The sequence below is a fragment of the Ferruginivarius sediminum genome (genome assembly GCF_003344765.1).
GTDB lineage: Bacteria > Pseudomonadota > Alphaproteobacteria > Kiloniellales > Rhodovibrionaceae > Ferruginivarius > Ferruginivarius sediminum.
In genome coordinates, this window is record NZ_QPMH01000001.1 from 267,044 (window position 1) to 290,449 (window position 23,406).

Annotated in this window: 27 protein-coding genes; 10 read left to right on the plus strand and 17 right to left on the minus strand. The window is 64.2% G+C overall.

Features of this window, described 5'->3' with window-relative positions; genetic code table 11:
* Positions 1-324 precede the first annotated feature (324 nt).
* The 3 genes from DRB17_RS01210 (at position 325) to DRB17_RS01220 (ending at position 1,256) form a co-directional block, all read left to right on the plus strand.
* Positions 325-585 (plus strand): hypothetical protein, encoded by a 261-nt coding sequence (locus DRB17_RS01210; protein ID WP_147274771.1) that lies wholly within the window; start codon positions 325-327, stop codon positions 583-585.
* 2 nt (positions 586-587) lie between these two features.
* Entirely contained in the window at positions 588-809 is a 222-nt protein-coding gene (locus DRB17_RS01215; RefSeq protein WP_114580329.1) for a hypothetical protein, read from the plus strand.
* A 66-nt stretch (positions 810-875) separates the two neighbouring features.
* Entirely contained in the window at positions 876-1,256 is a 381-nt protein-coding gene (locus tag DRB17_RS01220; RefSeq protein ID WP_206607744.1) for a helix-turn-helix domain-containing protein, read from the plus strand.
* A gap of 27 nt (positions 1,257-1,283) precedes the next feature.
* On the opposite strand, the gene DRB17_RS01225 is transcribed toward DRB17_RS01220, so the two are convergent.
* The 17 genes from DRB17_RS01225 to DRB17_RS01305 all read right to left on the minus strand — a co-directional run bounded on the left by DRB17_RS01225 (position 1,284) and on the right by DRB17_RS01305 (position 14,837).
* On the minus strand, positions 1,284-1,700 hold the full coding sequence (locus tag DRB17_RS01225; RefSeq protein ID WP_147274772.1) for a hypothetical protein: 417 nt from the start codon (positions 1,698-1,700) through the stop codon (positions 1,284-1,286).
* A gap of 57 nt (positions 1,701-1,757) precedes the next feature.
* On the minus strand, positions 1,758-2,528 hold the full coding sequence (locus DRB17_RS01230; RefSeq protein ID WP_114580331.1) for a hypothetical protein: 771 nt from the start codon (positions 2,526-2,528) through the stop codon (positions 1,758-1,760).
* Between the two features lie 175 nt (positions 2,529-2,703).
* Complete coding sequence (locus DRB17_RS01235) at positions 2,704-3,405, minus strand: hypothetical protein (protein WP_114580332.1); 702 nt, start codon at positions 3,403-3,405, stop codon at positions 2,704-2,706.
* Positions 3,402-3,884: a hypothetical protein gene (locus DRB17_RS01240; RefSeq protein ID WP_114580333.1), complete on the minus strand. Its 483-nt coding sequence runs from the start codon at positions 3,882-3,884 to the stop codon at positions 3,402-3,404. The genes DRB17_RS01235 and DRB17_RS01240 overlap by 4 nt, the downstream gene beginning before the upstream one ends.
* Positions 3,881-4,621 (minus strand): hypothetical protein, encoded by a 741-nt coding sequence (locus DRB17_RS01245; RefSeq protein ID WP_114580334.1) that lies wholly within the window; start codon positions 4,619-4,621, stop codon positions 3,881-3,883. The genes DRB17_RS01240 and DRB17_RS01245 overlap by 4 nt, the downstream gene beginning before the upstream one ends.
* Positions 4,621-5,661 (minus strand): hypothetical protein, encoded by a 1,041-nt coding sequence (locus DRB17_RS01250; RefSeq protein ID WP_114580335.1) that lies wholly within the window; start codon positions 5,659-5,661, stop codon positions 4,621-4,623. The genes DRB17_RS01245 and DRB17_RS01250 overlap by 1 nt, the downstream gene beginning before the upstream one ends.
* 131 nt (positions 5,662-5,792) lie before the next feature.
* Positions 5,793-6,440 (minus strand): head decoration protein, encoded by a 648-nt coding sequence (locus DRB17_RS01255; RefSeq protein ID WP_114580336.1) that lies wholly within the window; start codon positions 6,438-6,440, stop codon positions 5,793-5,795.
* 38 nt (positions 6,441-6,478) lie between these two features.
* Entirely contained in the window at positions 6,479-7,072 is a 594-nt protein-coding gene (locus DRB17_RS01260; protein ID WP_114580337.1) for a hypothetical protein, read from the minus strand.
* Positions 7,073-7,074: 2 nt separating this feature from the next.
* Positions 7,075-7,455, minus strand: a complete 381-nt coding sequence (locus tag DRB17_RS01265; RefSeq protein WP_114580338.1) for a hypothetical protein — start codon at positions 7,453-7,455, stop codon at positions 7,075-7,077.
* Between the two features lie 4 nt (positions 7,456-7,459).
* Complete coding sequence (locus DRB17_RS01270) at positions 7,460-7,654, minus strand: hypothetical protein (RefSeq protein ID WP_114580339.1); 195 nt, start codon at positions 7,652-7,654, stop codon at positions 7,460-7,462.
* Between the two features lie 137 nt (positions 7,655-7,791).
* Complete coding sequence (locus DRB17_RS01275; RefSeq protein ID WP_114580340.1) at positions 7,792-8,019, minus strand: hypothetical protein; 228 nt, start codon at positions 8,017-8,019, stop codon at positions 7,792-7,794.
* A gap of 288 nt (positions 8,020-8,307) precedes the next feature.
* Complete coding sequence (locus DRB17_RS01280) at positions 8,308-9,774, minus strand: phage/plasmid primase, P4 family (RefSeq protein ID WP_114580341.1); 1,467 nt, start codon at positions 9,772-9,774, stop codon at positions 8,308-8,310.
* The gene (locus tag DRB17_RS01285; protein ID WP_114580342.1) at positions 9,771-10,421 is read right to left on the minus strand and encodes a hypothetical protein; all 651 of its coding nucleotides are present in this window, start codon (positions 10,419-10,421) and stop codon (positions 9,771-9,773) included. The genes DRB17_RS01280 and DRB17_RS01285 overlap by 4 nt, the downstream gene beginning before the upstream one ends.
* Before the next feature lie 3 nt (positions 10,422-10,424).
* Complete coding sequence (locus DRB17_RS01290; RefSeq protein WP_114580343.1) at positions 10,425-10,622, minus strand: helix-turn-helix transcriptional regulator; 198 nt, start codon at positions 10,620-10,622, stop codon at positions 10,425-10,427.
* Between the two features lie 113 nt (positions 10,623-10,735).
* Positions 10,736-11,506 carry a hypothetical protein gene (locus tag DRB17_RS01295; protein ID WP_161958662.1) on the minus strand — a complete coding sequence of 257 codons (771 nt, stop codon included), beginning with the start codon at positions 11,504-11,506 and terminating at the stop codon, positions 10,736-10,738.
* A gap of 186 nt (positions 11,507-11,692) precedes the next feature.
* Positions 11,693-12,991 (minus strand): tyrosine-type recombinase/integrase, encoded by a 1,299-nt coding sequence (locus DRB17_RS01300; protein ID WP_114580345.1) that lies wholly within the window; start codon positions 12,989-12,991, stop codon positions 11,693-11,695.
* A gap of 589 nt (positions 12,992-13,580) precedes the next feature.
* Positions 13,581-14,837 carry an NAD(P)/FAD-dependent oxidoreductase gene (locus tag DRB17_RS01305; protein WP_114580346.1) on the minus strand — a complete coding sequence of 419 codons (1,257 nt, stop codon included), beginning with the start codon at positions 14,835-14,837 and terminating at the stop codon, positions 13,581-13,583.
* A 194-nt stretch (positions 14,838-15,031) separates the two neighbouring features.
* On the opposite strand from DRB17_RS01305, the gene DRB17_RS01310 reads away from it, so the two are divergent.
* From DRB17_RS01310 to DRB17_RS01340, 7 genes are all read left to right on the plus strand, one after another.
* Positions 15,032-16,006, plus strand: coding sequence for an ABC transporter ATP-binding protein (locus tag DRB17_RS01310; protein WP_114580347.1), 975 nt, complete (start codon positions 15,032-15,034; stop codon positions 16,004-16,006).
* Complete coding sequence (locus DRB17_RS01315; RefSeq protein ID WP_114580348.1) at positions 15,999-17,069, plus strand: ABC transporter ATP-binding protein; 1,071 nt, start codon at positions 15,999-16,001, stop codon at positions 17,067-17,069. The genes DRB17_RS01310 and DRB17_RS01315 overlap by 8 nt, the downstream gene beginning before the upstream one ends.
* The gene (locus DRB17_RS01320) at positions 17,066-18,562 is read left to right on the plus strand and encodes an ABC transporter substrate-binding protein (RefSeq protein WP_114580349.1); all 1,497 of its coding nucleotides are present in this window, start codon (positions 17,066-17,068) and stop codon (positions 18,560-18,562) included. The genes DRB17_RS01315 and DRB17_RS01320 overlap by 4 nt, the downstream gene beginning before the upstream one ends.
* 72 nt (positions 18,563-18,634) lie before the next feature.
* The gene (gene nikB / locus DRB17_RS01325; RefSeq protein ID WP_114580350.1) at positions 18,635-19,570 is read left to right on the plus strand and encodes a nickel ABC transporter permease; all 936 of its coding nucleotides are present in this window, start codon (positions 18,635-18,637) and stop codon (positions 19,568-19,570) included.
* Positions 19,567-20,481, plus strand: a complete 915-nt coding sequence (locus tag DRB17_RS01330) for an ABC transporter permease (protein ID WP_241503706.1) — start codon at positions 19,567-19,569, stop codon at positions 20,479-20,481. Before nikB ends, DRB17_RS01330 begins: the two co-directional genes overlap by 4 nt.
* A gap of 134 nt (positions 20,482-20,615) precedes the next feature.
* The gene (gene dctP / locus DRB17_RS01335) at positions 20,616-21,836 is read left to right on the plus strand and encodes a TRAP transporter substrate-binding protein DctP (protein WP_114580351.1); all 1,221 of its coding nucleotides are present in this window, start codon (positions 20,616-20,618) and stop codon (positions 21,834-21,836) included.
* Between the two features lie 191 nt (positions 21,837-22,027).
* Positions 22,028-23,338, plus strand: coding sequence for an NAD(P)/FAD-dependent oxidoreductase (locus tag DRB17_RS01340; RefSeq protein ID WP_114580352.1), 1,311 nt, complete (start codon positions 22,028-22,030; stop codon positions 23,336-23,338).
* The last annotated feature ends 68 nt before the right edge of the window (positions 23,339-23,406 follow it).

Below are 23,406 nucleotides of genomic sequence, written 5' to 3' on the forward strand. Positions count from 1 at the left end.
TATTTCAAGGGCTTGGCGGCTCCCCTCACAAACTTACTGCACAGTTACTGCAAAACGCGGACGGACACGCGCGAACTGGCGCGGATGTTGCGCCAGTAGAATCGCGGCCACGCGTTCTACTGGAGAAAGGTTGTAAGCGCTTGTTAATTGACAGGTGCGCCCCGGCGGGTGTCGAATGAGCGAACCGGCGGGGTGCGGGAACACCGCCGCCGGCTCTTACCACCGCCGCTCATTGGGGGAGCGAACGATGGCTACCGATTACCTATCACGATTCGTCGTGCGCGTTGACCCCAGGGCGGTCTATCTCAAAACTTGGGGGCAATGATGTCTGAACAATCCAATCGCCCGAACGCCGCCGCCGACCAGCGCAACCCGCTTTACAGGCACGTGTGTGAATTCGAGGAACCCCTCGTCACGCTCGACGGTGCCGTGGCGGCGCTGATGGAGGTCTATCAGCGCGAGCCGCGCAGCCGCCACGCGGAGGCGGTTCAGTACCTACTCAATGATATCGAGGAAACGACAGCCGTACTCAGGTCGAAATTCAACGAGCTGCATGAGGCCTCCAGCGGCACGGGGGAGGCGTAATCATGAAGCGGGAAATCGCCGCCATCGATCGCCTCGAAGGCGCTTTGAATGAGATGGAACTCGGCTTGAGGGTTTTGCGGGCGCAGATTCCCGACGACGCCGACCGGGGCGCGCACTTCGATACGCTGGACCTTGTCTGGATAAGACTGAAAGAGCAGCGGCAAATAGCCGAGGATGCGCACGAGGAAATGTCGCGCCAAGCGCGCCGCGCCGAGGCCGCCTGACCCTATCAGGCGCCAGGTAGGCGCCGCCTGCGGACGTAACGGTAACGCCAATGGGAGATGCCGACCATGAATGACGACGGACGCGACGCCGGGGCCATGCGACGCCAGGTGCCCGGAATGAACCTGCTCACCGTCGCCGAGGTCGCTGCCGAGCTGCGCTGCTCGACCCGGACGGTCTACAACCGCGTCAACGATGGCGAGTTGACAGCCATCAAGCGGCCGGGGTCTCCTTGGCTGATCCCGCGTCAGAGCCTCGACGACTATGTGAGCCGCTACCTATGCCCCGCAAACCCCTCGACCGGATCGAACCCAAGCTCGACATCGTCACAGGCCGGGCGAAGTGGTACGTCGTCTGGACGGACCCCGGCACCGGGCGCAGCCGACGCAAGTCTACGGGCGTTCCGCGCGAGCCGGGCTGCACGGGAGATCCGAAGCGGGCGCCGCTAGCCGCGCAGCAGGCGCTGGACGCCCGGCTCAAAATCTATGCACTGTCATCCAGCCATTCCCGTCGATAATCAGACTGTCGCTGCCGCCCTGCCCGGTCGCGCGAGCGTAGATGCAGAGATTCAGGCACCAGTCGCCGTCGTAGGAAATGAAATCCCCGGCGGTGATGCTGGTCGATCCGGCGACGAGGCCGTGGTGACGATCCGGCGTGACGTTCTCCATCGCCGCAGGTGTGACCCAGAAACTGGACGCTCCGGCAGCCGTGTACTGCGGCTGTGAGGCAAAGGTCAGGTAGCGCCCCACGCCGACGTTGTAGGAATACTGGTTGGTGACGCTGGCCTGCCAGCCAACGGCCAATCTCTCGGTCGTTGCGAGGCCCGGTATCGTGAGAGATATGATGCTGACCGGCGAGAACGCGCCAGCGCCAACAATTGGCACGCTGGTCACGCGAAAATCCCACGTTCGCAGCGGGTTAGACGGCGGGACGTAGACCATTTGTATCCCTTATTGATAATGGACGCTGATGGTGCCGGCGTCGAACGCGACCACACCGCCAGAAGTTTTCACCCGGACCCGGTCCAGGGACCCGGACAGGGTTTTGGTCCCGGCGCCAACAACAATGGCGGGGGAGGCGCTGTTCGCGATCGAGCTCTCGACCCGCCAGGACTGGTTAACGATCAGGCTGATATCCACGCCGCCCTGCGCCACAGAAGACGCCCCGAACGTGCCGGTGATCTGAAACGCACTGGAGAAGGCGCCCGGCGAGCCGCCGATAGCCGAATAGGCACCGTTGTAGCCGCTCGTCTCAAACCCGCCTGAGTCGCCGATCTGCACTTCGATGGAATCTGGTCCGTCGAGCGAGAGATTGATGAATGAGACGGAGATTCGCTTCGCCCATGATGGAATGCCGGTAAAATCCACCTCGGTGCCGGACGCGGATTGCGAGGACAGCAAAGTCCATATGCCGTCGTTCGTCGGGATGTCGCTGCTGCCGGAGCCGGTGTCCTTCGTCGCGGCGGTGCCGAGAGCCGTCCCGTCACGATAGGGTATGTACATTGTCCCGTCGAACGACGCGACAGTCACCCAGGCCGCGTTTGCGCTATTGCGCTGTTTGATGAGATTATTGCCGGTGTCCCACCACAATTGGCCTGCGTAGGTTGTCCCCGGCGCGGTGCTGCCGCTGGACAGCGTGGCCAGCGCCTGCAAGGCCGAGTTGATATCGGCGCGGACCGTTGCCCCGCCGGCATTGGCTATGGAAAGGTCGTTTTGGCTCATCTTGATCTCCGGTCAGAGGAAAAGGAAGGTGCGGCCGCGGCGGCGGGGTAGGCGCCGCCCGCCGCTGTCGGGGTTTTTGGGATGCCACCCGGGCACGGCCCGACTAATCCCGGCCATCTCGCGAAGGGACGACATACCCTCCGCCCGCCGGCCACGCGTGTTCGATTGCTTTCCATTAGGCCGCTTCGGCCGCTGCGGCGAGGGCGTCCAGATGGCCGATATCGCGGACCTCGGCGCCGTGCTCGTCCACTGTCGCGAGCTGCAACGTGCCGCCTAGAGCAAAGCCCGCCGCATACCGACCTTCCTGCCACGTCCGCCATTGGTGCTCCGCAAACCGCAGGTGCGACAACCGCAGCGTCGCCGGATCGTCCCCCAGCCAGCCGGCGGCGGAACACGGCACGTCCGGGTCCAAGGGTGGATGACAGGCCGGGCCGTCCGGCAGTTCGGCGACCTTACCCTCATCGGTGACGACCAGGCCGCGCACGCGACCGTCGCGCATCGACCAACCGAGCATGGCGACCATCACCCCAGCGCGCGCCGCCGCCTCGGTGCAGGCCCGGCGCATGTGTTCCGGCAGCGATCTTCGAAGCTCGTCAAACCCGGCCGGCGCCGCCTCAAGGGATGCCCGCAGGATCTCCGACGTTGCCATGCCGCCGCCGAAGCCGATCACCACCCGGTGCGTCGGCAGCGCCAGGAGTTTCGGCGCCTGCGCGTACGGGATGGCCGTGCCCGGCGTGCCGTCGCCGGTCAGTGCCGCTCGCGTGTCCGCCGCCGCGTCGCCGGTCGACCGCGCTGGCTGGGATTGGGTGATATACCACTGCGAATCAGCACTCAGCGCGCCGCGCCGTGGCCTCAGTGTTGTGTTGATCAGCGTCATGCCGGGGTCTCCGGTTGTGTGAGGCCGTCGGTTATGAGCGGGCCGGCGACGGCGATGGCGGTGCCGGCCAGGGCAGCGCCGACCGAGCCGGCGCCAAGGCCGGCAATGCCTGACGCCCCAAGCAACGCACCGCCCGGCCCTAGTGCACCTGCCGACACCGCCGCAGCCGCCGCAATGACGGCGATCTGCAAGACCGTTCTGAGCGGGTTCTTGCCGCCGCTTCCGCCGTGCGGGACCACGCGGATGGTGACGGTCGTGCCGGGCTTGGGGCGGACGCGGTGCCAGTGTTCCCGCGTGACCTCCCAATCGCCGATCAGGATCCGGGCATGCTGCCGCAGGACCGGGTCCGGCTGTGCACGCTCCAGCATCTCCGCCAGGGTATCCCCGGCGCGCATCTGGATTTCCGTGCGGTCCACGCGGAGCGGGTGCGGGGCGGCGATAACTTGCACGCCGTCGGCGTTGGGCTCGATGATGTTCATGCGCGCCCCGCTTTCCTGGCTTCACGCTCCCGACGGCGCCGTTCGGCACGAGGCAGTGCGGCCGCCCCCGCTGATGCCGCGTCGAAGAAATCACGATCGATGCCGAGGCGGATTCCGCCCTCGTCGATTACGGCCGTCGTCAGGTGCCCGCCGAACCCGAGTTGCTGTTGCGCCGGGGTCAACTGGTCAAACTGCATGCGCGCGAGCTCGCGCGCCGCTTCCAGCGAGGGATTTCCGGTCGCCAGACGCTTGAGGCGGTCCCAATCGGCGATCTGATCGACCGCCCCCATGAAGGGCCCGCGCTCGTAGATCTTGCCCCAGTTCGCGCCGGATGGCTCGATCAAGCTCACACCCACACACGCGCCGCGGGACGGGCTAAAGCCCACCAGCGCGCCGCTGAACTTCAAGACCGCGGGGTCCGCGCCGAATGGCAGGTCGCCGTCGCCGCTGTCGCGCGTGGCTTTGTCGTTTTCGATGTACTGTTCAAGGAACTCGGCGAACGGCGCCGCCACCTTGGCGATGTCCTCGTAACCCGACATGGCGAGCTGAAAACTCGCGGCTTCCACGAAATCCAAGCGTCCCCGGCCGACGAATACGGCCTGCATGGTGGCGACTGAATAGAATTTCTGCGCGTGGCCGATGTGGCCGAAAGTGCCGTCCTCGCGCCAGTTCGCCACCGATGTGTCGGCGGCGACCACGGCGCGGTGCGGCGCTACGAGTGCGTTGAATATCGACATCAGACGGCCTCAGGATCCAGCGTGCCGCCGGCGCCGGACACGGCGCCGCCCAGGAAGCGCCCGACGCCGGGGCGGCCGAATGCGCCGCCGATCATCGAGCCGGCGCCGCCGCCCAGGCGCGCACCCGCAATGGCCCCCATGACCCGGATAACGTCGTCGCCATGGCGGGTGACGAACGACGCCGTCTCGCCGAGCATTTGGCCGAACGACCTGACGCCCTGCTGAAATTCCTGGCTGCCGACGGCATCAGCGAAGGTGTCGAACTCGCCGACGAACCCTTCGATCAGGCCAGACTGGAATGCGGTGCCTGTGACGCGTCGCAGAGTTCGGAGCTCGGCGCTGGCCTCGGCGGCGGAGCGGACCATGTCGTCGGACATGATGCCGCCGAGCTCGCGCAGGCGCTCGGCATAACGGTCGATGCCCCGCTCGCCCTGCCGGATCAGGACGGCCATCGCCGGGCCGGCGTCCTCACCGAAAAGCTGGCTGGCCTCGCCGGTGATATCCTCCTGCCGGGCCATCTCGCCCAGCTTGCGAATTACCTCGTCCAGCGCCGCGCCGGTGTCCTGCTCCAGGCTGACGCCCATCTTCTCCAAAGTGTCGGCGGCCGCGCCCGTGCCGTCGCGCGCAAGGTCGAGCCGGCGCCGGAACCGGCGCAGGCCGGCGTCGAGATTATCGAAGCTGACGCCGTTCTGGTCGGAGGCAAACCGCAGCTCCTGCAGGCGCTCGATGCCGACGCCCGTACGGTCGCTGACGTCGGAAATCGACTCCGCCGTCGCCAGCGCGCGCTGCGCCATCAAACCGAAGCCGGTGCCGGCGGCCGTCAAGGCCGCCAGGCCACGCGGGCCGGCCAGCTCGCGGAACCGCCGCTGCAGGGACTGGCTGGTGCGGCTGAGGATCTGCAGGCCGCGATTTACAGGCTCGCTCGACTTCCGGATACGATCAAACGCACGCTTGCCGCTGTCGCCGATGCCGCGCAAGTCTCGCTTGGTTGCATCGCCGCCCTTGGTGCGGATATCTAGCTGCGTCCTACGCGTTGCCATGGCGTTACCTCGCGGTATCGAGTTACCCCATTTTTAGGGGAATAAAATCACAGAAACATCGGGCTGCCGCCTTACCCGTATTGTTCCGCAGGCCCCAGGGGCCCCGTCATGCGAGCCGGCGTGGTGTGGGGTCATCGCCCGATTATCCCGAGCTTCGCCAACTCTTTTAGAGCGGTGGATTTCTGGTCGTCGGTAGCGCCGTCGAACCAGGCGAGTTCGGCCTTGTTCACCTCGGCGTCGCGTACGTGCGCGACGGCCTCTTCGGCGCCGCCGGTCGCGTCGACGTTGTCGTAGAGGATGCCGCGCGGCGTATCGCTGCCGTCGGTGTTAGTCGGATCGTATTCGGCCCAGTCGCCGTCGGGCACGGTGATGGTGAAGCGGTCGCCGGCCGCGAAGTCGGTCGCGCCATCGTTGATCGTGAAACGTACCGGGCCGTCGAAGGTGCTTCCGACGACAGCGGTTCCGACGTTGATGCCATCCGGACCCTGGACCGCGAAGATCCCGCCATCCGTGGCTGGCTCGATGCAGGAGGCAACGTAATCGCCTGACACGACGCCAGCGCCGACGGCGGTGGCCTCCATTGTGATAGCGCCGTCGCCGGTGTTGCCGGCATCGGCTTGGGTGGTGATGCTTGCGCCGTCGACGGTCCGGCCGATGACGTGGCCGGCCTTGAGATCCTCGCCGTTGGCGATGGTGATTAGGGCGCGCGAGCGGTGGCCGCTGGCCTCGCTGACCAGATGTTCGCCGCGATGTTTGCCTTCGGTCAGGGTGGTAGGCATGTCTCTTGTCTCCTATGGCGTGTTCGTTGGCGCGGCCATCACTGACGGTCTTCCCACTGGCGCTGGCCCGGATCTTTTGTCCACACGCGTCCGCGCGACGGCGCTTCGGTCGGCGGCGCGGGCCGGGCGGGGGCTTCGGTCAATCCCAGAACGGCGCGCGGATCGGCGTCGCCGCGACGCTGGACGGCCTCGCCGCGGGCCTGCATCGCGGTGATGATTCGTTCTTCCTCCTGCGCCAGCCTGAACAGCTCGCCGTCGATCTCGGCGCGGCGTTGCTGTCGCTGTTCCGCTGACAGGGGCTCGCGTTCCGCAAGCTCGGCGTCGATCTGGTCGACGTAATAGGCGCGGACGGTATCCGGCATCAGGGCGCACAGGGTCGGTGTCCAGTCAATGTGCTGGCTACCCCAGCCGATGGCGTAAAGGCGGGCGCGGGGGTCGCCGTTCAGGAGGCTGCCGATTGATAGGTCGTTGGCGAACTTGGCCGCCTCGGCGTGAATCCAGCGGTCCAGCGCGGCCAGGGCTTCGTCGCGGCTAACCGGCTGGGCTTCGATATCCGCGCGCTGCGCCTCTAGCTCGGCGATGCGGCCCCGGATCTCGTCGAGGCGCTGGTGGTCTGGCTTGACCTTCGCCATGGTTAAAACCTTCCGTTCGGCAGGGCGATACCGGCTTCGATCTCCTTGATCGAGGCGCCGCCGCTGGTCAGAAATTCCTGGCAGCGTTCGACCAAGCGCAGGAGCTCCTGTTGTTCTTCGGCCTTCGCGTCGCGGCGGGCTTCTTTGCGTTTAAGTTCATTGCGGGCCGACGTGATCTCGGACTCGAGCCGCCGTTCCATGGCGCGGTCGCGGCGCCGGGCGCGTTTGGCCTCGTCAAGCTGGCGGACAAGGCGCTGCACCTGCTGCCGCAGGTCGCGGACTTCGTCCATCAGGCGCACGGTGATTGCGTGCGTGTCGGCCGCCGCGTCTTTCAGCGCGTGGTAGCGGCTGAGGGCCTGCTCTATGGCGTCGTGGTCTGCCATGGCATCAGTTTCCAACCTTGGCGAAGGCATCGGCCCATTCTGCGTCGTGCGTCGGCTGGGCCTGCTGGTCGTCGTTGCGGTGCTGGGCGGTTTCGGCGGCGGCGGCAGCGAACGCGGCATTCCAGTTGTGCGGATCGTCAGCGATCGGTGCCGTCGGTGCGGCGGGGCGGCCGCGTGCGGTTGACGTTTGCTCGGTCATCTTCGCCTCCGTTGTTTCGTTACCGGCCGGGCCGGCGCCTCCGCCCGGGGGAGATGCCCGGAGCGCGTCTCTCGCGCTCGCCGGCCCGGCCAGCTTCTGAGACGGTAGCAGCCTCGATTCGGCGGGCCGTTACGGCGTCACACATGCCAGACGATCTCCGCGTCTTCGTCGGCGATGGCGTGGGCCAGGCGTTCCATGGCGAGGCGCAGGGCTTCGGCGTCGGCGATTTCCTGAGGCTCGATCAGATCCAGCATGACCAGTTTGTGCTGGAGGTCGCGCGGCACGGCCATCGGCCGGATGACGACGAGGCCGGCACGCTCGCGCTGGCGCTTGCGGGCCATGCGTTCGGCGGCGGCGCTAGCCATCGTCGCCGTCCCGGCGGAGGTAGGCGCGGGCGTGATGTTCTGCGCACCAGGGGGAGCGCGGGAGAGTGGGGCGGCCGCACTTGTCGGCGTCCGTGAACGGGCCGTCTCCGTGGAGCCATTGGCAGCCGTGTGACGGATGTGACTGATGTGACCCGTTTTCCCATTCAGTACGTTTCGCGCGCCCGCGCGCGCGTACGCTGGAACCAGACAAAGCGTCACAACCCGTCACACTCTCTTTGAAGCCCTCCGAGTTGGGAACAAGTTCCCAACTTTTCGACGGGCGGGCCATCACAGCATACCCTCGGAGGTGTCGCGAGGTTCGGGCCGCAACCCGTAGAACATCTTGCCAGCGCGGGTATGCTTGCGCTCGAAGCCGCGATCCAAGAGGCGTTGCGCGAACCGCTTCGCGCTGCCGGGGTATTCGCCGGCCGCTTCCGCCCACTGTTTCCAGTCGGCGTAGAGCGCGCTCGACAGGGCCGACGCGTCAGGCGCGATGTGGCAGCGATCTTCCAGCCACTGCGCCAGGGCGTCTTCGGCCTCCATGTAGTCGTCTGTGGCGGCGCGGACGGCCTCTGGCGGTTGGAGGCCCATCATCCCCCACTCCACGGCGCCTTCGATCGCCCACGCCAGGATGCCCGGCCATTCGCGTTTCAGCTTGTCCGTGAGCTGGTCGTCGCGTTCGTCGGGCGGGATCGTGACCGTGAACGGCACCAGGTGGAACCGGCGGCGCATGGCGTCGTCGACGTTGCGAAGCTGGGGCTTGTGGTTGCCTGCGATCAGCAGCTTGAACTGCGGCAGGAAGGTGAAGAAGTCCTGCCGCATGAAGCGCGCGCTGATGGCGTCCCCACCTGTCAGGGCCTTGATGCGGGATTCAGCCCAGCGGCGGCCTTCTTCGGTCTCGACGGCCGTCACCATACGGGCCCCACGCAGCGCGGCCAGCTCGGTGGGGTGGCGCTCGTTGTGCGAGGCTGTGAACGTCTCCATGGGCGCGGTAACGTGGTAGTCGCCGACTATGCCCGAGACCGTGCTGAGAAACACCGATTTGCCGTTGGCGCCGCGGCCGTGCTTGAAGAACAGCGCATGCTCGCGCGTCGAGCCGGTCAGGCTGTACCCGACCACGCGACGCAGGTAGTCCTGCAGCTGGCTGTCGCCGGCCGTGACCGTGTTGAGGAACTTGCGCCACGTCGGGCAGTCACCGCCGGGCGTGACGGCCGCCATCTTGGTCATGTGGTCGTCGCGGCGGTGGTCGCGCATCTCGCCGGTCCGCAGATCCACGACGCCGCCGGGTGTGTTTAAGAGCCAGGGGTCCGAGTCCCAAACGTCGACCGTGGCCGCGTGCTTACGGTCGGCGCGGGCCAGGCGTTCGACCGCGGCGACGGTTTTGGCGCTGGTGACGGTTTTCGTCTCGTTAGGCGTGGTCGCCAGCTCGCGCGCGGATCGGCAGACGGCGCGGGCAAGGTCGAAGACCCGATAAGTGTTATCGAACTGCCAGCGGCGCCCGTCCCACTCCAGCCAGCGGCCCCAGGTCGCGACGTAGCGGAGATCATCGCCGTAGCGCTCGGTGAACGTGGTTGCGAGCGTGTCATCGGACAGCGGCTCAAAGTGGGACGGGCGACGTCCGGGCGATTTGCCCGGTTGCGTACTGCCGTTCACCTTGGCTGTCTCGGCGCTGGCGATAGGCTTGAAGGGATCTTCGCTTGCCTCTTCGGGCAGCGGGCCGGCGGTGGGCTCGGGTTGTTCGCGGTCGGTCATCATCGATCGCCTCGCAATCCGAGCATCCGGGCCACACGGTCCAGGGCTTCGGCACGGGGAATCTCGTAAAGCCAGCCGGCCAGGCTGATGATGTCCTCACCGCCTGCATGCGGGTCCGGGCAGGTCCACGCGCCCGTCATCAAGGATGCGGCAACGGTGCACCCCTGCGGCGTGCGGGCATGCCAATCAGCCCCTACCCGTGCGCCGTCGGGCAGCCATCTTGCGAGTATGGCGTCAAGGTGCTTCGCCGCGGCCGCGTTAACCCGCCATGGCGGAATTGCGTTCCGAGCTCGCATGCGAGCTGCCGTGCGGAGTTGGTCTTCTTGTTGAGATCGAGCCGCCGCATGAATGTCCGCTATCAAGTCTGCGCAGCGGTCGATTTCCGCGTACGCAACTTGAACCCGGCCCAAATGTAGCGCGCTCCACGCGCGCGTAAGCGCCGTGTTGGCGCTGCACGCCGCGTCCTCGACGTCGGCGGCGCTGTTGATGTTCGCGGCGTCACCATCGCCCGGTACAAACAGCAACGGTGGGTCCGCTGGACTGAGGTAACGGCTTGAGGTAACTTCGCCGCTGTCCGCCTGCTCAAGCTGGACAGCTTCGGAAGCGCCCGCGTCCTGGCCGTCGCGGGCGTTTCTATTTCGCTCCGCCATCGATCACGCGGCCTCGCCGGTCTCGCGCGTAAGCGCGGCGAGCCAGGCGCGCGCATCTTCCGCGCGCACCAAGGTCCGGCGTCGAACCTTGATCACCCGCAGCCGGCCGTCGCGAATTTCGCCGTAAATCGTCGTGCGGCCCAGGCCGGAAGCCTCGACCAACTCGGGGATTGTGTAAGCCAAGCGATCTTTCGAGGTCATCGCGTCCTCCGTTTTAAAGCACGCGAACGACCATCTGCGGCCATAATAAAAAAGTCAGGCGAAGTACCCGGACCGATTCAGGCGAGGTACTTTTCCCAACTCACATGCGAGAATTACGGGTCAATATCGACCCACTCTGGGCGGCCGAAAATCGGCGCGATCTGGCGTTCGATCTCGCTCCGTCTATCGAGCAGATTGCCGATCTTGCGCTGCAATTCTTCACGCGTCTCGGATATCCCCGTATCGTGGCCAAGCCCAAGGCGGTCGCTATTCACCCGGATCGCCAGGCGGCCGCGCCAATAATCGAGTTCTGCGTCAACATCACGTAGCATCGCGAAGATCGCGCCGGCCCGCTTGATGTACTCGCCAAGCCCCACGCCCTTGTCATCCGCACCGCTGCCGGTCGCAAACTCGTAAACCGTACGAACGAGCTGGCCGAAATCGCCATCAGCGGTTCCGGAAATATCGTTAGGCCTCCAGTCGTAGAAGACCCACCCGCAGATCGCGACAAACTGCGCCTTCGGGTGGCTCCACCGCCAGCGGAACGGTCGGGCATGGCCGCCCCGGTCCGGGTATTCGCCGGCCGCACGGTGCGCCGCCAGGGACAGGTTGTGCAGCATGTGCGCAAGGTCTGGTGTTGGCGCCTCGCTCGGCACTCCACCCGGAAACGCCAGTGCTTCCGCTGAATACTGATCCAGCCCTTCCAGCGCTCGCGCCAACTCGCCAGCCAGTTCTTCGATGCGGCTCAGGCGCTCGTTGATCTGCTTCGGCCGCGGTCCAGACGCGTCCGTCGCGACGAGATGATTAAATTCCGCCGCCGCTTGCCGGAGCTGGTCGCGGATCTCGGCGCGCTTCGTCGGGTCCGCGATGCCGAGGACTTCCACCGCCTCGTCAAGACGGCTTTCTTCGCCGCGCGGCTCGATCTCGTAAGGCGGTCCCGCCTCGTGCCAAGGCTGGCTTGCCATCCCGCACCCCGCATGTGCGCCCGCATGAAGGAAAGGGCGCGGCGGCCGGGTGCGGGTCCCGGTGTTCGGCGGCCAAACCTAGCCGCGCCCTATTGGATATTGCAGCTACGCCCTCTCCGGCCGCAACCGCTCGACGTTCGTTTCCTCCCCCGGCACCTTGAATCCAAGCCCGGCGCCGCGTATCGCATCGGCCACGTACGATGGCGACAGGTGGCCGTAATGGCGCTCGACCATCCGCGTGTCGGTGTGGCCCAGGTTCGTCGCAATCACCTGCAACGGCACGCCGCGCATGGCGAGATGCGAGGCGTAGGTGTGTCGTAGAATATGGAAGCTCACGGCCGGCGCGATCTTGGCTCGCGCACAGGCTTCCCCCAGCGGGCGCTGTTGGTGCGACCTCCCCCAGGCCCCGCCGGTCGGCCGCTTGAAGATCAGCGCGTCGCCGGGCTGTCCCGCCGTGATGTTCTCGAAGAACACGCGGCCCTCATCGGTCAGGATCACGTGGCGAGGCTTCCCCGTTTTCGAGGCCCGCACTGCTACGGTGCCGGCATCCGGGTTGAAGTCCGCCACCTGCAGCCGGATCAACTCGCCATACCGGGCGCCCGTGTAAAGCGCGCCCTGGACGAGCCGCCGGAACGCGCCCTCGCAGGCATTCACCAGCCGCGTGATTTCATCATTGGATAGATATCGGACCCTGGCCGCGTCCGCTTCGCGAAAAGGCGTCACACGGCGCCAGGCGTCGTCGCTGGTAACCTTGCCCTCCCGCCAGGCATGGTTCAGCGCGGCCTTGAGCGTCGTCAGCACGCGGTTTGCCGTGGCTCGCCGGCGCCGCTGCGCCTCCGGATCGTCGCTGGTGTCCCGATACTGCTGTTTCTTTCCCTTCCGGGTACGCAGGCGCGGGGGCTCTTTGGCGAGGTCACGATGCCAGTCCTTCAATCGCTTCGGCGTCAATTTCACGACCTCGATCTCGCCGAGCTGGGGGAGGATAAGGGCGTTGGCGCGGGTGCGCGCATCGTCAACCGATTTGCCGCCACGATGCTCGAAGTCGGTCAGGTAGTCCTGTATCGCGTCGGCGATAGTATAAGGGCCTGTGTGGCTGGCTTCCGAACCGGACGGACGGGCGCATTCGGCGAAGAACGCCCGCGCGGCGTCTTGCGCCTGGAAGAACGTCAGCACCTGGCCACCGTCCGCCTCGACGTAATCGTCGGCGCTGCCGAGCCGGCGCTGATGACGGGCGCCCGTCTCCGGGTCGCGGTACTTCGCCGTCCAGGTGCCGAGCCGCTTGCCCTTCAGATAACCGAGTTGCGCGCCGGGCGCGAGTGTCACCCAGTACGGCGCTGTCCGGGCCGTCAGCTTGGCCCGCGCAGTGCGGGTGTCCAGTTTCGGGTTGCGGACGCTGCGCGCCATGTTTCGGCCCCCATCGAACTTACTGCAAACTTACTGCACAGACGGTCTTGATTAATCGCGAACAACCGTGAACGCGAGAACGGCAGAATGCAAGGATTTTCGGGGAAGACGTATGTTCGTCGGTGTTCGTTAATAGTCCAGTTACGCCTCTTTCAAGGCGGCAACACGGGTTCGAATCCCGTTGGGGACGCCAATTTTCGTTTTTCCCGGAAAATCAGGCCCTTCGCCGGCTGCGGATCGCACGCCTCGCCGCCACGTAGATCACCCTTGTGGTACGGTCATCGGGGGCAGGCCAGCCGAGAAACCAGCGTTTTCAGGGAATTACAGAAAAGGTTGGCTGGGGGACCAGGATTCTCGGCCAAGTCGACCGAACCCCTAAGCCATTGCTTTCGCTACCTTTCATGACATGTCGATTGGCGAGGTGCAACATGAATGTGGAACAGTCTCGTTTGTCAAGCTCTCCCATCGACATCGTTCTGGTCGGCGGCCGCATGGGAGACCCGAATGACCAGTTCACGGTTGACCGCCCAACAGATAATGAGAGTTCCAGCCTGGTTGTCACCTGCTGGTTATAACTCGGGAGCTTAGGTCACCTGCGAAACCGCTCTATCCCGAAGGGGCGCATATCGACGGCCTGATCTGCACCGGAAATCATTCGCGAGATGCAATAGCCCGTGGCAGGGCCCAGTGTGATGCCGAGGTGGCCGTGCCCGAACGCATAATATGCCCACGGGTGCTTCGGGGACCTCGATATGACTGGAAGCGAGTCGGGCGTCGACGGCCGGAAACCAAGCCATCGGCTGGTTATCTCCGGCTTTAGTCCTGGCAGGACTTCCTGTGCGATGGGCAAAAGTCGCTCCACCCGACTGTAATCCGGTCGGGCGTGCAGGCCGGCGAACTCGACCCCGCTTGTAAGGCGAAGCCCGCTCCGCGTCGGGGAGAGTACGAATCTGTGGTCGCCGACGAATGTCGGGTGGCGCAGCGGCGGCTGGTCTTCAGCCGTCAAAGACAGGTGGTAACCTCGTTCCGTATCGAGCGGGACTTCTTCGCCAAGCTGGCGAACCAATGGACGAGACCAGGCGCCGGCAGCGATGACAAGTCTATCGAGTTCCCGCTCGCCGGCATCCGTGACGAGTGTTCGGCCTGTACGTCCCGTTAGTCTGATCCCGGTGACTTTCTCCGGCAGCAGTGTTCCGCCCCGTTGCTCGAAATCCCGGGCCAACCCCTTTACCATGCCGCCCGGGTCCACGGCGAACCGGCTTTGGGTCTGATAGACGCCGTACTTGAACCGCTTCGACAGCGTCGGCTCCAACTGCCGCAAAGCCGCGGCGTCCAAAACATCAAAGGGAACGCCCCGGCGCTCCATAAGATCTCGTTCAAAACTGGCCGCGCGGAAGCTGTGCTCGCTTTCGTAGACCTTCAGCCAGCCATTCGGGATCAACATGTCTTGAAGGCCCGCTCCCTTTAGAAGTTCGTCGTAGGCTTCATCAACGATGGTCAGAAGCGAGAGCAGGGAACGGGAAATCTCCTCGACGCGCGCCGGCCTTCCAGCCCGAAGGAATCGGATCAGCCAGGGAAGGATACGCGGCAGATAGGCCCAGCGAATCTGTAGGGGGCCGAGGGGATCGAGAAGCATGCCCGGCACGTCCTTCCACAGGCCCGGCGTGCTCGTGGGCGTGACAGCTCCTCGCGCCACCGCCCCGGCATTGCCGAAGGATGCACCCGAGCCCGCCGGCGCGGGATCGACGATGGTTACGCTATGCCCCTCGCGCTGCAGGAATAATGCGCATGACACGCCGACGATCCCAGAGCCGATGACCGTTACGTGTCCTGGATCCCCTGTCATGGAAGGCCCCCTGCGCCCGCGCATGAATGCGCTGCCCGAAAACGTCGATCACTCTTGCGGGGATGCTATCATGCGAGAGTTGCTTGACAAGAATATTATTAGGCCCGTAGGCTTTCAAAAACGCGGCCTAGATTTCCAACGAGAACATAAGTTGGACCCCAAAGGGGACCTTCAACGAGCAGGGGGCCTGACAGTTGCCTCTCCTGGAAGTGGACGGGCTAAGGACATATTTTCGTACGCCTGCCGGCCTGGCGAAGGCCGTCGACGACGTCAGTCTCGATGTCGAAGAGGGCGAGATCCGCGCTATTGTGGGCGAATCGGGGTGTGGGAAGAGCGTTCTTTCCCTCTCGATTCTGCGGCTGCTTCCCCAGCCGCCGGCGTTCCACGCGGGTGGCGAGATCCGTTTCGGTGGACGCGATCTGCTCAAGGTGTCGCAGTCGGAGATCAGGCACATCCGCGGCAACGAGATCTCGATGATCTTCCAGGAGCCGATGTCGGCCCTGAACCCCGTGTTTACCATCGGCCATCAGCTGACCGAGGTCTACCGCGTGCACCGGGGAGTCGATGCTCGCTCGGCCCGGCGTCAGGCCGTTGAAATGCTGACCCTGGTCGGCGTGCCGGCGCCCGAAGCACGGCTGCGGGAATATCCGTTCCAGTTGTCCGGCGGGATGCGCCAAAGGGTGATGATCGCCATGGCCCTGGCGTGCCGCCCCAAGCTGTTGATCGCCGACGAACCGACGACCGCGCTGGACGTCACCATACAAGCCCAGATCCTCGATCTGATGCGTGACCTTCGGGAGAGTCTGGGGACGGCCATCATTCTGATCACGCACGATCTTGGCGTGGTTGCCGAGATGGCCGACCGGGTGAGCGTGATGTACGCGGGTCGCGTGGCGGAATCGGCCGAGGTCGAGGCGCTGTTCGATCGGACCCTTCACCCCTACACCCGGGGCCTGATGCATGCCGTTCCATCCATGGCCGGCGACCGGGCGCAGTCACGACTGACGGAGATCGGGGGCGTCGTCCCCAATCTGACAGATCTGCCCGAGGGCTGCCGGTTCGAGCCCCGCTGTCCCCTTGCAGTCGCCTATTGCCGGAAAAAGGAGCCGCCCCTGGAAACTTACGAAGGCGCCCACATGGCAGCATGCTGGCGAGCAGGCGATGCCTGAACTTCTCCAGGTCCGGGATCTCCGGAAGTATTATTGGAAGAAGCTGGGTCTCCTCCGCCCGACGACGCAGACCGTTCATGCCGTGGACGGAATCTCGTTCGATTTGCGGGAACGGGAGACGCTCGGGCTCGTCGGCGAATCGGGCTGCGGCAAGTCGACGGCCGGGCGGTCCGTTCTACGCCTGATCGAGCCAACCTCCGGGGAAATCAGTTTCAATGGTCGCGACGTTCTGAAATTCGACTCGGAAAACCTCAGAGCGATGCGGCGGGAAGCCCAGATGGTCTTCCAGGACCCCTTCGGGTCGCTGAATCCACGGCTGACGGTCGCGCAGATCGTGGAGGAGCCTCTCGTCATCCATGAAAGGATGACGGGCAGCGAGCGGCGGGAACGCGCCGGCGAGATGCTGGCGACCGTCGGACTACGCCCCGAGCACCTCGACCGCTTTCCACACGAATTTTCCGGCGGACAGCGCCAGCGTATTGGCATCGCCAGAGCGCTGATGCTCAATCCGCGTCTCCTTGTCGCCGACGAACCCGTGTCCGCGCTGGATGTCTCTGTCCAGGCGCAGGTGCTCAACCTCATGGGGGATCTTCAGGAGAGGTTCGGCCTCGCTTATCTGCTGATCGCCCACGACCTGGGTGTCGTACGCTACATCTGTCACCGCGTCGCGGTCATGTATCTCGGGGAGATCGTCGAAACGGCGCCGGTCGACGACCTGATCCGGTCCCCGTTGCATCCCTACACGGAAGGCCTGGTTTCAGCCGTGCCGGTCACGCATCCCCGCCTGCGCCATCGCCGGGAGGGACTTCGCGGCGAAGTTGCCTCGCCCCTGAACCCGCCGGCCGGATGCCGCTTTCATCCGCGGTGCCCCTACGCGATGCCGATTTGCAGTGAGCAGCGCCCGCCGATGCGCGAGGTCGCCGATCAGCGGCACGTTGCGTGCCACCTCCATGACGCGGAGATCGCCAAAAGCACGTCATCGAAAGAGTTTCCCGCAAGCGTCGGGAAAAATTCGCCCCAAAGCAATCCCGGGGCGGGAATTCGAAAGGGAGGTAACCCATGAGAATGAAATTAGCGGGCGTGGCGCTTGCCGCGCTCATGGGGATCGCAGCGTGGTCACCGTCCGCCTTGGCGGACAACACGCTGGTCGTGGCACAGGAGGCGGAACCCGTCGGCCTCGACCTGATGCGCAGTTCCATCCAGACGACGATGAGTGTCAGCTACAATATCCATGACACGCTGTTCCGACCGCAAGGCGACGCCAGCATAAGGCCGGCGCTCGCCAAGACATGGAAGCAGCTCGACGACCGCACGTGGCGCGTGACGCTGCGCGAGGACGCGACGTTCCACGACGGCACGCCGGTGACAGCCGAGGCCGTCAAGTTCTCGTTCAACCGCATCATGAGCGACGCATTGAACTCGCCGAACCGGGGAAAGCTCTCCGCGTTCGACAAGGTTGAGGTCGTGGACGATCGCACGGTCAGGATCTCGACGAAGGAGCCCTATGCGCCGGGGCTGTACATGCTCGCTTATTATCTGCCCATCGTGCCGCCGCACGCGGTCAAGGAAATGGGCGACGAACAATACAACGTCGATCCTGTCGGCTCGGGCCCTTACCGGCTCGAAGAATGGAAGAAGGGGCAGGAAGTCGTCCTGAAGGCGTACGACGATTACTATGGGCCGAAGCCTGCGTACGACACGGTCACCTTCCGCTCGATCCCGGAGCCGGAAGCGCGCGTTGCCGCCCTGTTGACCGGGGAGGTCGACGTGATCAGCGGCATCGCCTATCACCAGCGCGAACGGATCCGCAAATCCGACAATGCCCATCTCACCGATCAGATGGGGGTGATGCCCTATCTCGGCCTGAATACCTATGAGGCGCCGTTCGACGACAAACGTGTCCGCCAGGCCGTCAACTATGCGATCAACCGGAAATTGATCGTGGACGCGCTGTTCGACGGTGAGGCGATCCTGGCCGAGGGCGTCATCAGTCCGCGGACATTCGGTGCCGCGCCCGACCTTGAGCCCTATCCCTACGATCCGGACAAGGCGAAGCAGCTCTTGAAGGAGGCCGGCCATGGCGACGGGCTCCAGGCCAGGCTCGCGTATCCGACGTATATGACGCAGATCCAGCAGCAGGCGGAGATTATCCAGGCGCAGCTCGCCAAGGTCGGCATCGACGTCAAGCTTGAGCCGTTCGAGCGTGCCGTGATGTGGGACCGCTACAAGGCGCAGAAGCACCAGATGTACATCTACTGGTGGGACGACGCGCCGGAGCCGGACCGTTACGTCTATCCGCTTCTGCATTCGGAAAGCCGGGACTACTACTACAAGAACCCGGAGGTGGATAAACTGCTCGACAAGGGCCGGCGGACGCTGGACCGTGAGGCGCGGGCGAAGGTGTATCACGAGGTGGATCACGTCCTTTACGAGGATGCGCCCTGGGCCTTCCTATACATCATCCCCGATGTGTTCGGCGTGGCCAACGATGTCGATTACGAAGGCCGCCGGGACGGCTTTCTCGACATGCGCTCCGCCAAGCCCAGCAGCAACTGACGCGGCGGCCGGGGCGGGCAGGGCGCCCGTCCCGGCGCGCGGCTGACGTCACACGAATCTTTCCAGGGCACCATGGCACGATTTTTCCTGAGGCGTCTGCGGCACACGGTGTTCGTGCTTTTCGCGATCAGCCTCATCTCGTTCTTTTTCATTCATCTGTCCGGCGACCCGGTGATGCTGATGCTTCCCGCGGATGCATCGGCCGAGCAAATTGAGGCGATGCGCGAGCGGCTCGGCTTCGACGACCCCCTTCATGTTCAGTACCTGCGCTTTCTTGGGGGTGTGCTGACGGGCGATCTCGGGAATTCGCTGTACTACCACGTACCGGTGATGGAACTGGTGCTCGACCGTCTTCCGGCCAGTCTCGAACTCGCCCTTGCGGCGATGGCGGTGGCCCTCCTGGTGGCAATCCCGGTCGGCGTGCTTTCCGCGGTCAAGCGCGGATCGCTCATCGATTTCGGCAGCATGTTGGGTGCGCTTTTCGGCCTTTCGATGCCGCATTTCTGGCTGGGCATCATGATGATGCTCCTTTTCTCGGTCACCCTTGGCTGGCTGCCGACATCGGGACGGGGGACGCTTGCCCATCTCGTGATGCCTGCCACGGCGCTGGGCGTCAGCCTGATGGCCATGTTCGCCAGGCTGACCCGCTCGGTCATGCTGGAGGTGTTGAGTCTGGATTACGTGCGCACGGCGCGCGCGAAGGGGCTAAGCGAAGCGTTGGTCATCGGTCAGCACGCCTTCAAGAATGCATTGATTCCAATCGTCACTGTGGCGGGAATGGAGTTCGGGTTTCTGCTGGGCGGGACCGTCGTCATCGAGACGGTCTTCGGCTGGCCGGGGCTCGGGCGGCTCGTCGTCGAAGCCATATTCAATCGGGACTACCCGCTCGTACAGGCCTCCGTTCTCGTGCTCGCAATGATCTTCGTGCTGGTGAACCTTGCGGTCGATCTGATCTATGGGTGCCTGGATCCGCAAATTCGGGTGTTCGACGAAGGAGAAATGAAGTGAGCATCTCGGATACATCGCGGGCGAGAACGTCACTGCCGCCCGGTATCCGTCTGGCGATTGCGACGGGCCGGAGTCTGGGCGGACATACCAGTGCCGTTATCGGCGGAACGTTGGTCGTCCTGATTGCCCTCACCGCCATTTTTTTTCCGCTTTTCTATCAGGTCGACCCTCTGGAGCAGGATCTGCTGAGCCGACTGACCCCGCCGGTTTGGCAGGAGGGGGGAAGCTGGGCGTATCCGCTCGGAACCGACAATCTGGGACGCGATGTTCTCGCGCGAATCCTATACGGAAGCCGAGTTTCGTTATCGATTGCCACGGCGGCGGTCGCGGTTGCCGTCAGCGCGGGAACGCTCCTGGGTCTGGTCGCCGGGTATTTCGGGGGGCGTCTCGACAATGTCGTCATGCGCGTCGCGGATGTCTTTCTGGCCTACCCGTTCATGCTTTTGACGATTTCCGTAATAGCAGTGCTGGGTGGCTCCTTGATCAATCTAGTAATCGTGCTCGGTCTGGCGGACTGGGTTGTCTATGCTCGGACGGTGCGTGGTTCGGTCCTGTCGCTCAAGCAGCGGGAGTTTGTGGAGGCCAGCCGTGCGTTGGGGGCGCGACATCGGCGGCTGATATTCCGTCATATCCTGCCGAACATCCTGTCACCGGTTCTTGTGCTGGCCACGGTGCGGATCGCGAACATCATCATCTGGGAAAGCGGTCTGTCATTCCTGGGCATGGGCGTTCCGCCGCCGGATCCGACATGGGGACGGATGCTCGCCGAAGGACGGGCTTATATCAGCCAGGCGTGGTGGCTTGTGACGTTACCAGGGCTCGCCATTATGATAACGATTCTCGCCATCAACCTTTTCGGCGATGGATTGCGCGATGCGCTCGACCCGCGTATTCGGAAAACGGCGGGTTGAGACGTGACCTACAATGCTTTGCACCGTCGCGCAGGTGCGAATCGTGGCGGTCCAGACAGCGGTCGCGGGCCGGGAGTTGCGGATGCCCCGAAGAACCGATCGGCAGAAAAGTAATCAGGCGGTGGAACGAGACGTTGCAGGAAGAATATAGCGCGCCGAGCGAGGACGAAATTCAACGCCGTGTGGGCATGAGGCTGCGTGAATTGCGGCAGGCTCAGCAACTCCGCGTGGCGGACCTTGCCCGGCGCGCGAACATCTCCCAGGGACAGCTTTCGAAGATCGAGACAGGCAAGGCGACTTTATCGATCCGCACGCTCTCGTATCTTTGCGACATCCTGGACCGGCCGTTGAGCTATCTGTTTCAGAGCGATGACGAAATGCCGAAAACCCTGGGCGTTGTCGGCACGAGCAACGAGGTTGAGGGGCCGGAAAGCCGCGGCGTGAAAGCGTTCGTCGAGGAAACGGCGGACCGGACCGGGCAACGCATGTCCTTGCTGCCATTGCGCCCGTCCCAGCTCGGGCTGGCGAGCGAGCACGCGGTCCAACTGGGCGACGGGCTCATCGATATCCTGATCGAGGATATCATGGTGTTCGGCTCGGTCGCGCCCGGCCTGCTGCACCTTGCCCTGCCTTACACCTTTGATGACGATGCCCACCAGCAGCGGTTTCTGCGTAGCGTGCATTTCGAGGAGGCTGTCAAACGCCGTGTTGAGGACCGCGGCATCCTTTTTCTGAACACCCAGTGGAACTGGATACGCGGATTGGAATGGGTGGTCTGTGCCAAGACACCCGTCAGACGGCCGGAAGACGTTACAGGCATGCGGGTGCGCGTGCAGGAGCTCGAAGTTCTTGATCAGTTCTGGCGCCTTCTGGGCGCCGAACCGGTTGCCCTTCCCTGGGCCGAGGTGGCCGGTGCGCTGCGCGACGGCAAGGTTGATGCCGTGTCGACATATCGATCGCACCTCTATCCGATGGGATTCTGCCGGCACGCGCCGTACGTCACTCGTCTTGGCAGCACGTCCCCGGTCGTCGGGGTGGCGATGAACAAACGCAAGTTCCAGGCCCTGCCACCAGGCGTGCAGTCGGCTCTGCTGGCTGCCAGCGAGGCGACCGGCCCCATTTTCTCGCGAATTGTCGAGGACGAAGAGCGCGAGAATATGCCCCGGAACATCGAAGAGCACTTCGCCACGTACCTGCAGGTGGCAATCGGCCCCTGGAAGCGGGCTATCGAGGACGCAAGGCAGGAAATGATTTCAAAGGGATTGCTGCCCGACGATACCTGGTCCTGCATACGGGCATCGACCGCGGGACAAGACTGTCGCAAAGCGGCGTGCGCGAGCGATTTCCATCGTTGACAGGGCGCGTCTGAGACACTTCGGCTACTGTCCCTCCACCGGCGGCAGTGAAAGCGGGCCAGTTGCGAATATTAATCGAGACTTTGTAAACCAATAGATCCGGCCCCTGCAAATTGCTGGTACCCAGGTGCCGGGCGCCTATCTCTTTTCGGCCATTTACGGGATACAAGCAGCAGCAGGAGAAAGTCACGATGGCGCCCCAAGCCGACAGCCAAATCAAGTTGTCACCTTATTGGTGGGAGGCAGCGCCCCCTGGTGCAAGCTCGGATCGCCCGCTTCCCGATCATGTCGACTTTGTCGTGGTTGGGTCCGGTTATTGCGGCCTCAACGCGGCGATCGAACTGGCACGCGCCGGCGCCAGCGTCGCCGTCCTCGAAGCCCAACGGCTTGGGGAATGGGCAAGTACGCGGAACGCCGGGATGGTGACTGCGGGTCATAAGTTCCTGGTCAGTGGCGCTCTGGACAGGTTCCCCCGCGAGATGGCCCAGCGTGTCCTGACGGAATCCCGTTGTTCGTTCGACCATGTGAAGACGCTGATCGACGAGGAGGGCATTGATTGCGATTATGCGCGTTCGGGCCGGGTCATCCTCGCGGACGCGGCCCAGCATAAGAGCAAGCTGGAGAAGTGGGCCGGCCTCTTTCCGGAGGCGACCGGGATGTCCGCTCGCGTGATAGAAGGGGATGACCTGCACACGGAGATCGGCAGCCAGTATTATCCGGCCGGTCTGCTTATCGAGGATTACGCAAGTCTACATCCCGCCAAGTATCATAAAGGCCTGCGATCGCGTGCGGTGCGCGCCGGGGCGGCATTGTACAGCGGGGTACGGGTCGATCGTCTCGAAGACCAAAGCAATGGTGTTCTGGTTCACACCTCTTCCGGGGGTGTACGGGCTGACAGGGTCGTGGTCGCGACCAACGGTTACGGCGGCGCGATGATGCGCAGCCTGCGCAACGGCGTCATTCCGGTCGCAAGCTACATGGTGGCGACCGAACGCCTTTCCCCCGATTTGACGTCCCGGCTCAGTCCGAAAAACAGGATGTTCTCGGATACGAAGCGCGATACCTACTATTTCCGATTGTCCCCAGACGGTGAGCGCGTGCTGTTCGGCGCAAGACCGTTCCCCTGGGATGTTCCGGTCGCACGGGCTGCCCGGCGACTCCGGACCCTCATGGCCCGTATCTGGCCAGAACTGGCGAATGTCCGTCTGGCGCATGCATGGACCTGCAAGACCGGCATGACGTTCGATCGCTTTCCCCACGTCGGTCAACAGGGACGAATCTCTTTCGCTGTCGGCTGCAACGGAAGCGGCGTCGCGATGAACAGTTACCTTGGACACCGTCTGGCACGCTCCCTCACGGGCCATGAAGAGGAGAGCGTGTTTCAGCAACTGAGCATGCCCACAAGTCCTCTGTATTTTGGTCGTCCTTGGTTTCTTCCCTTTGTGGCCGGCTGGATGAGAGGTCAGGATATTCTCGAACGCAATTTCTCCCTGCGCCGATGATCTGTCGTCTACCAGTGCACCCTGGGGCCTTAGAGTCCGTTTGAGAACTGGGTCAATGGCAGAAGCGG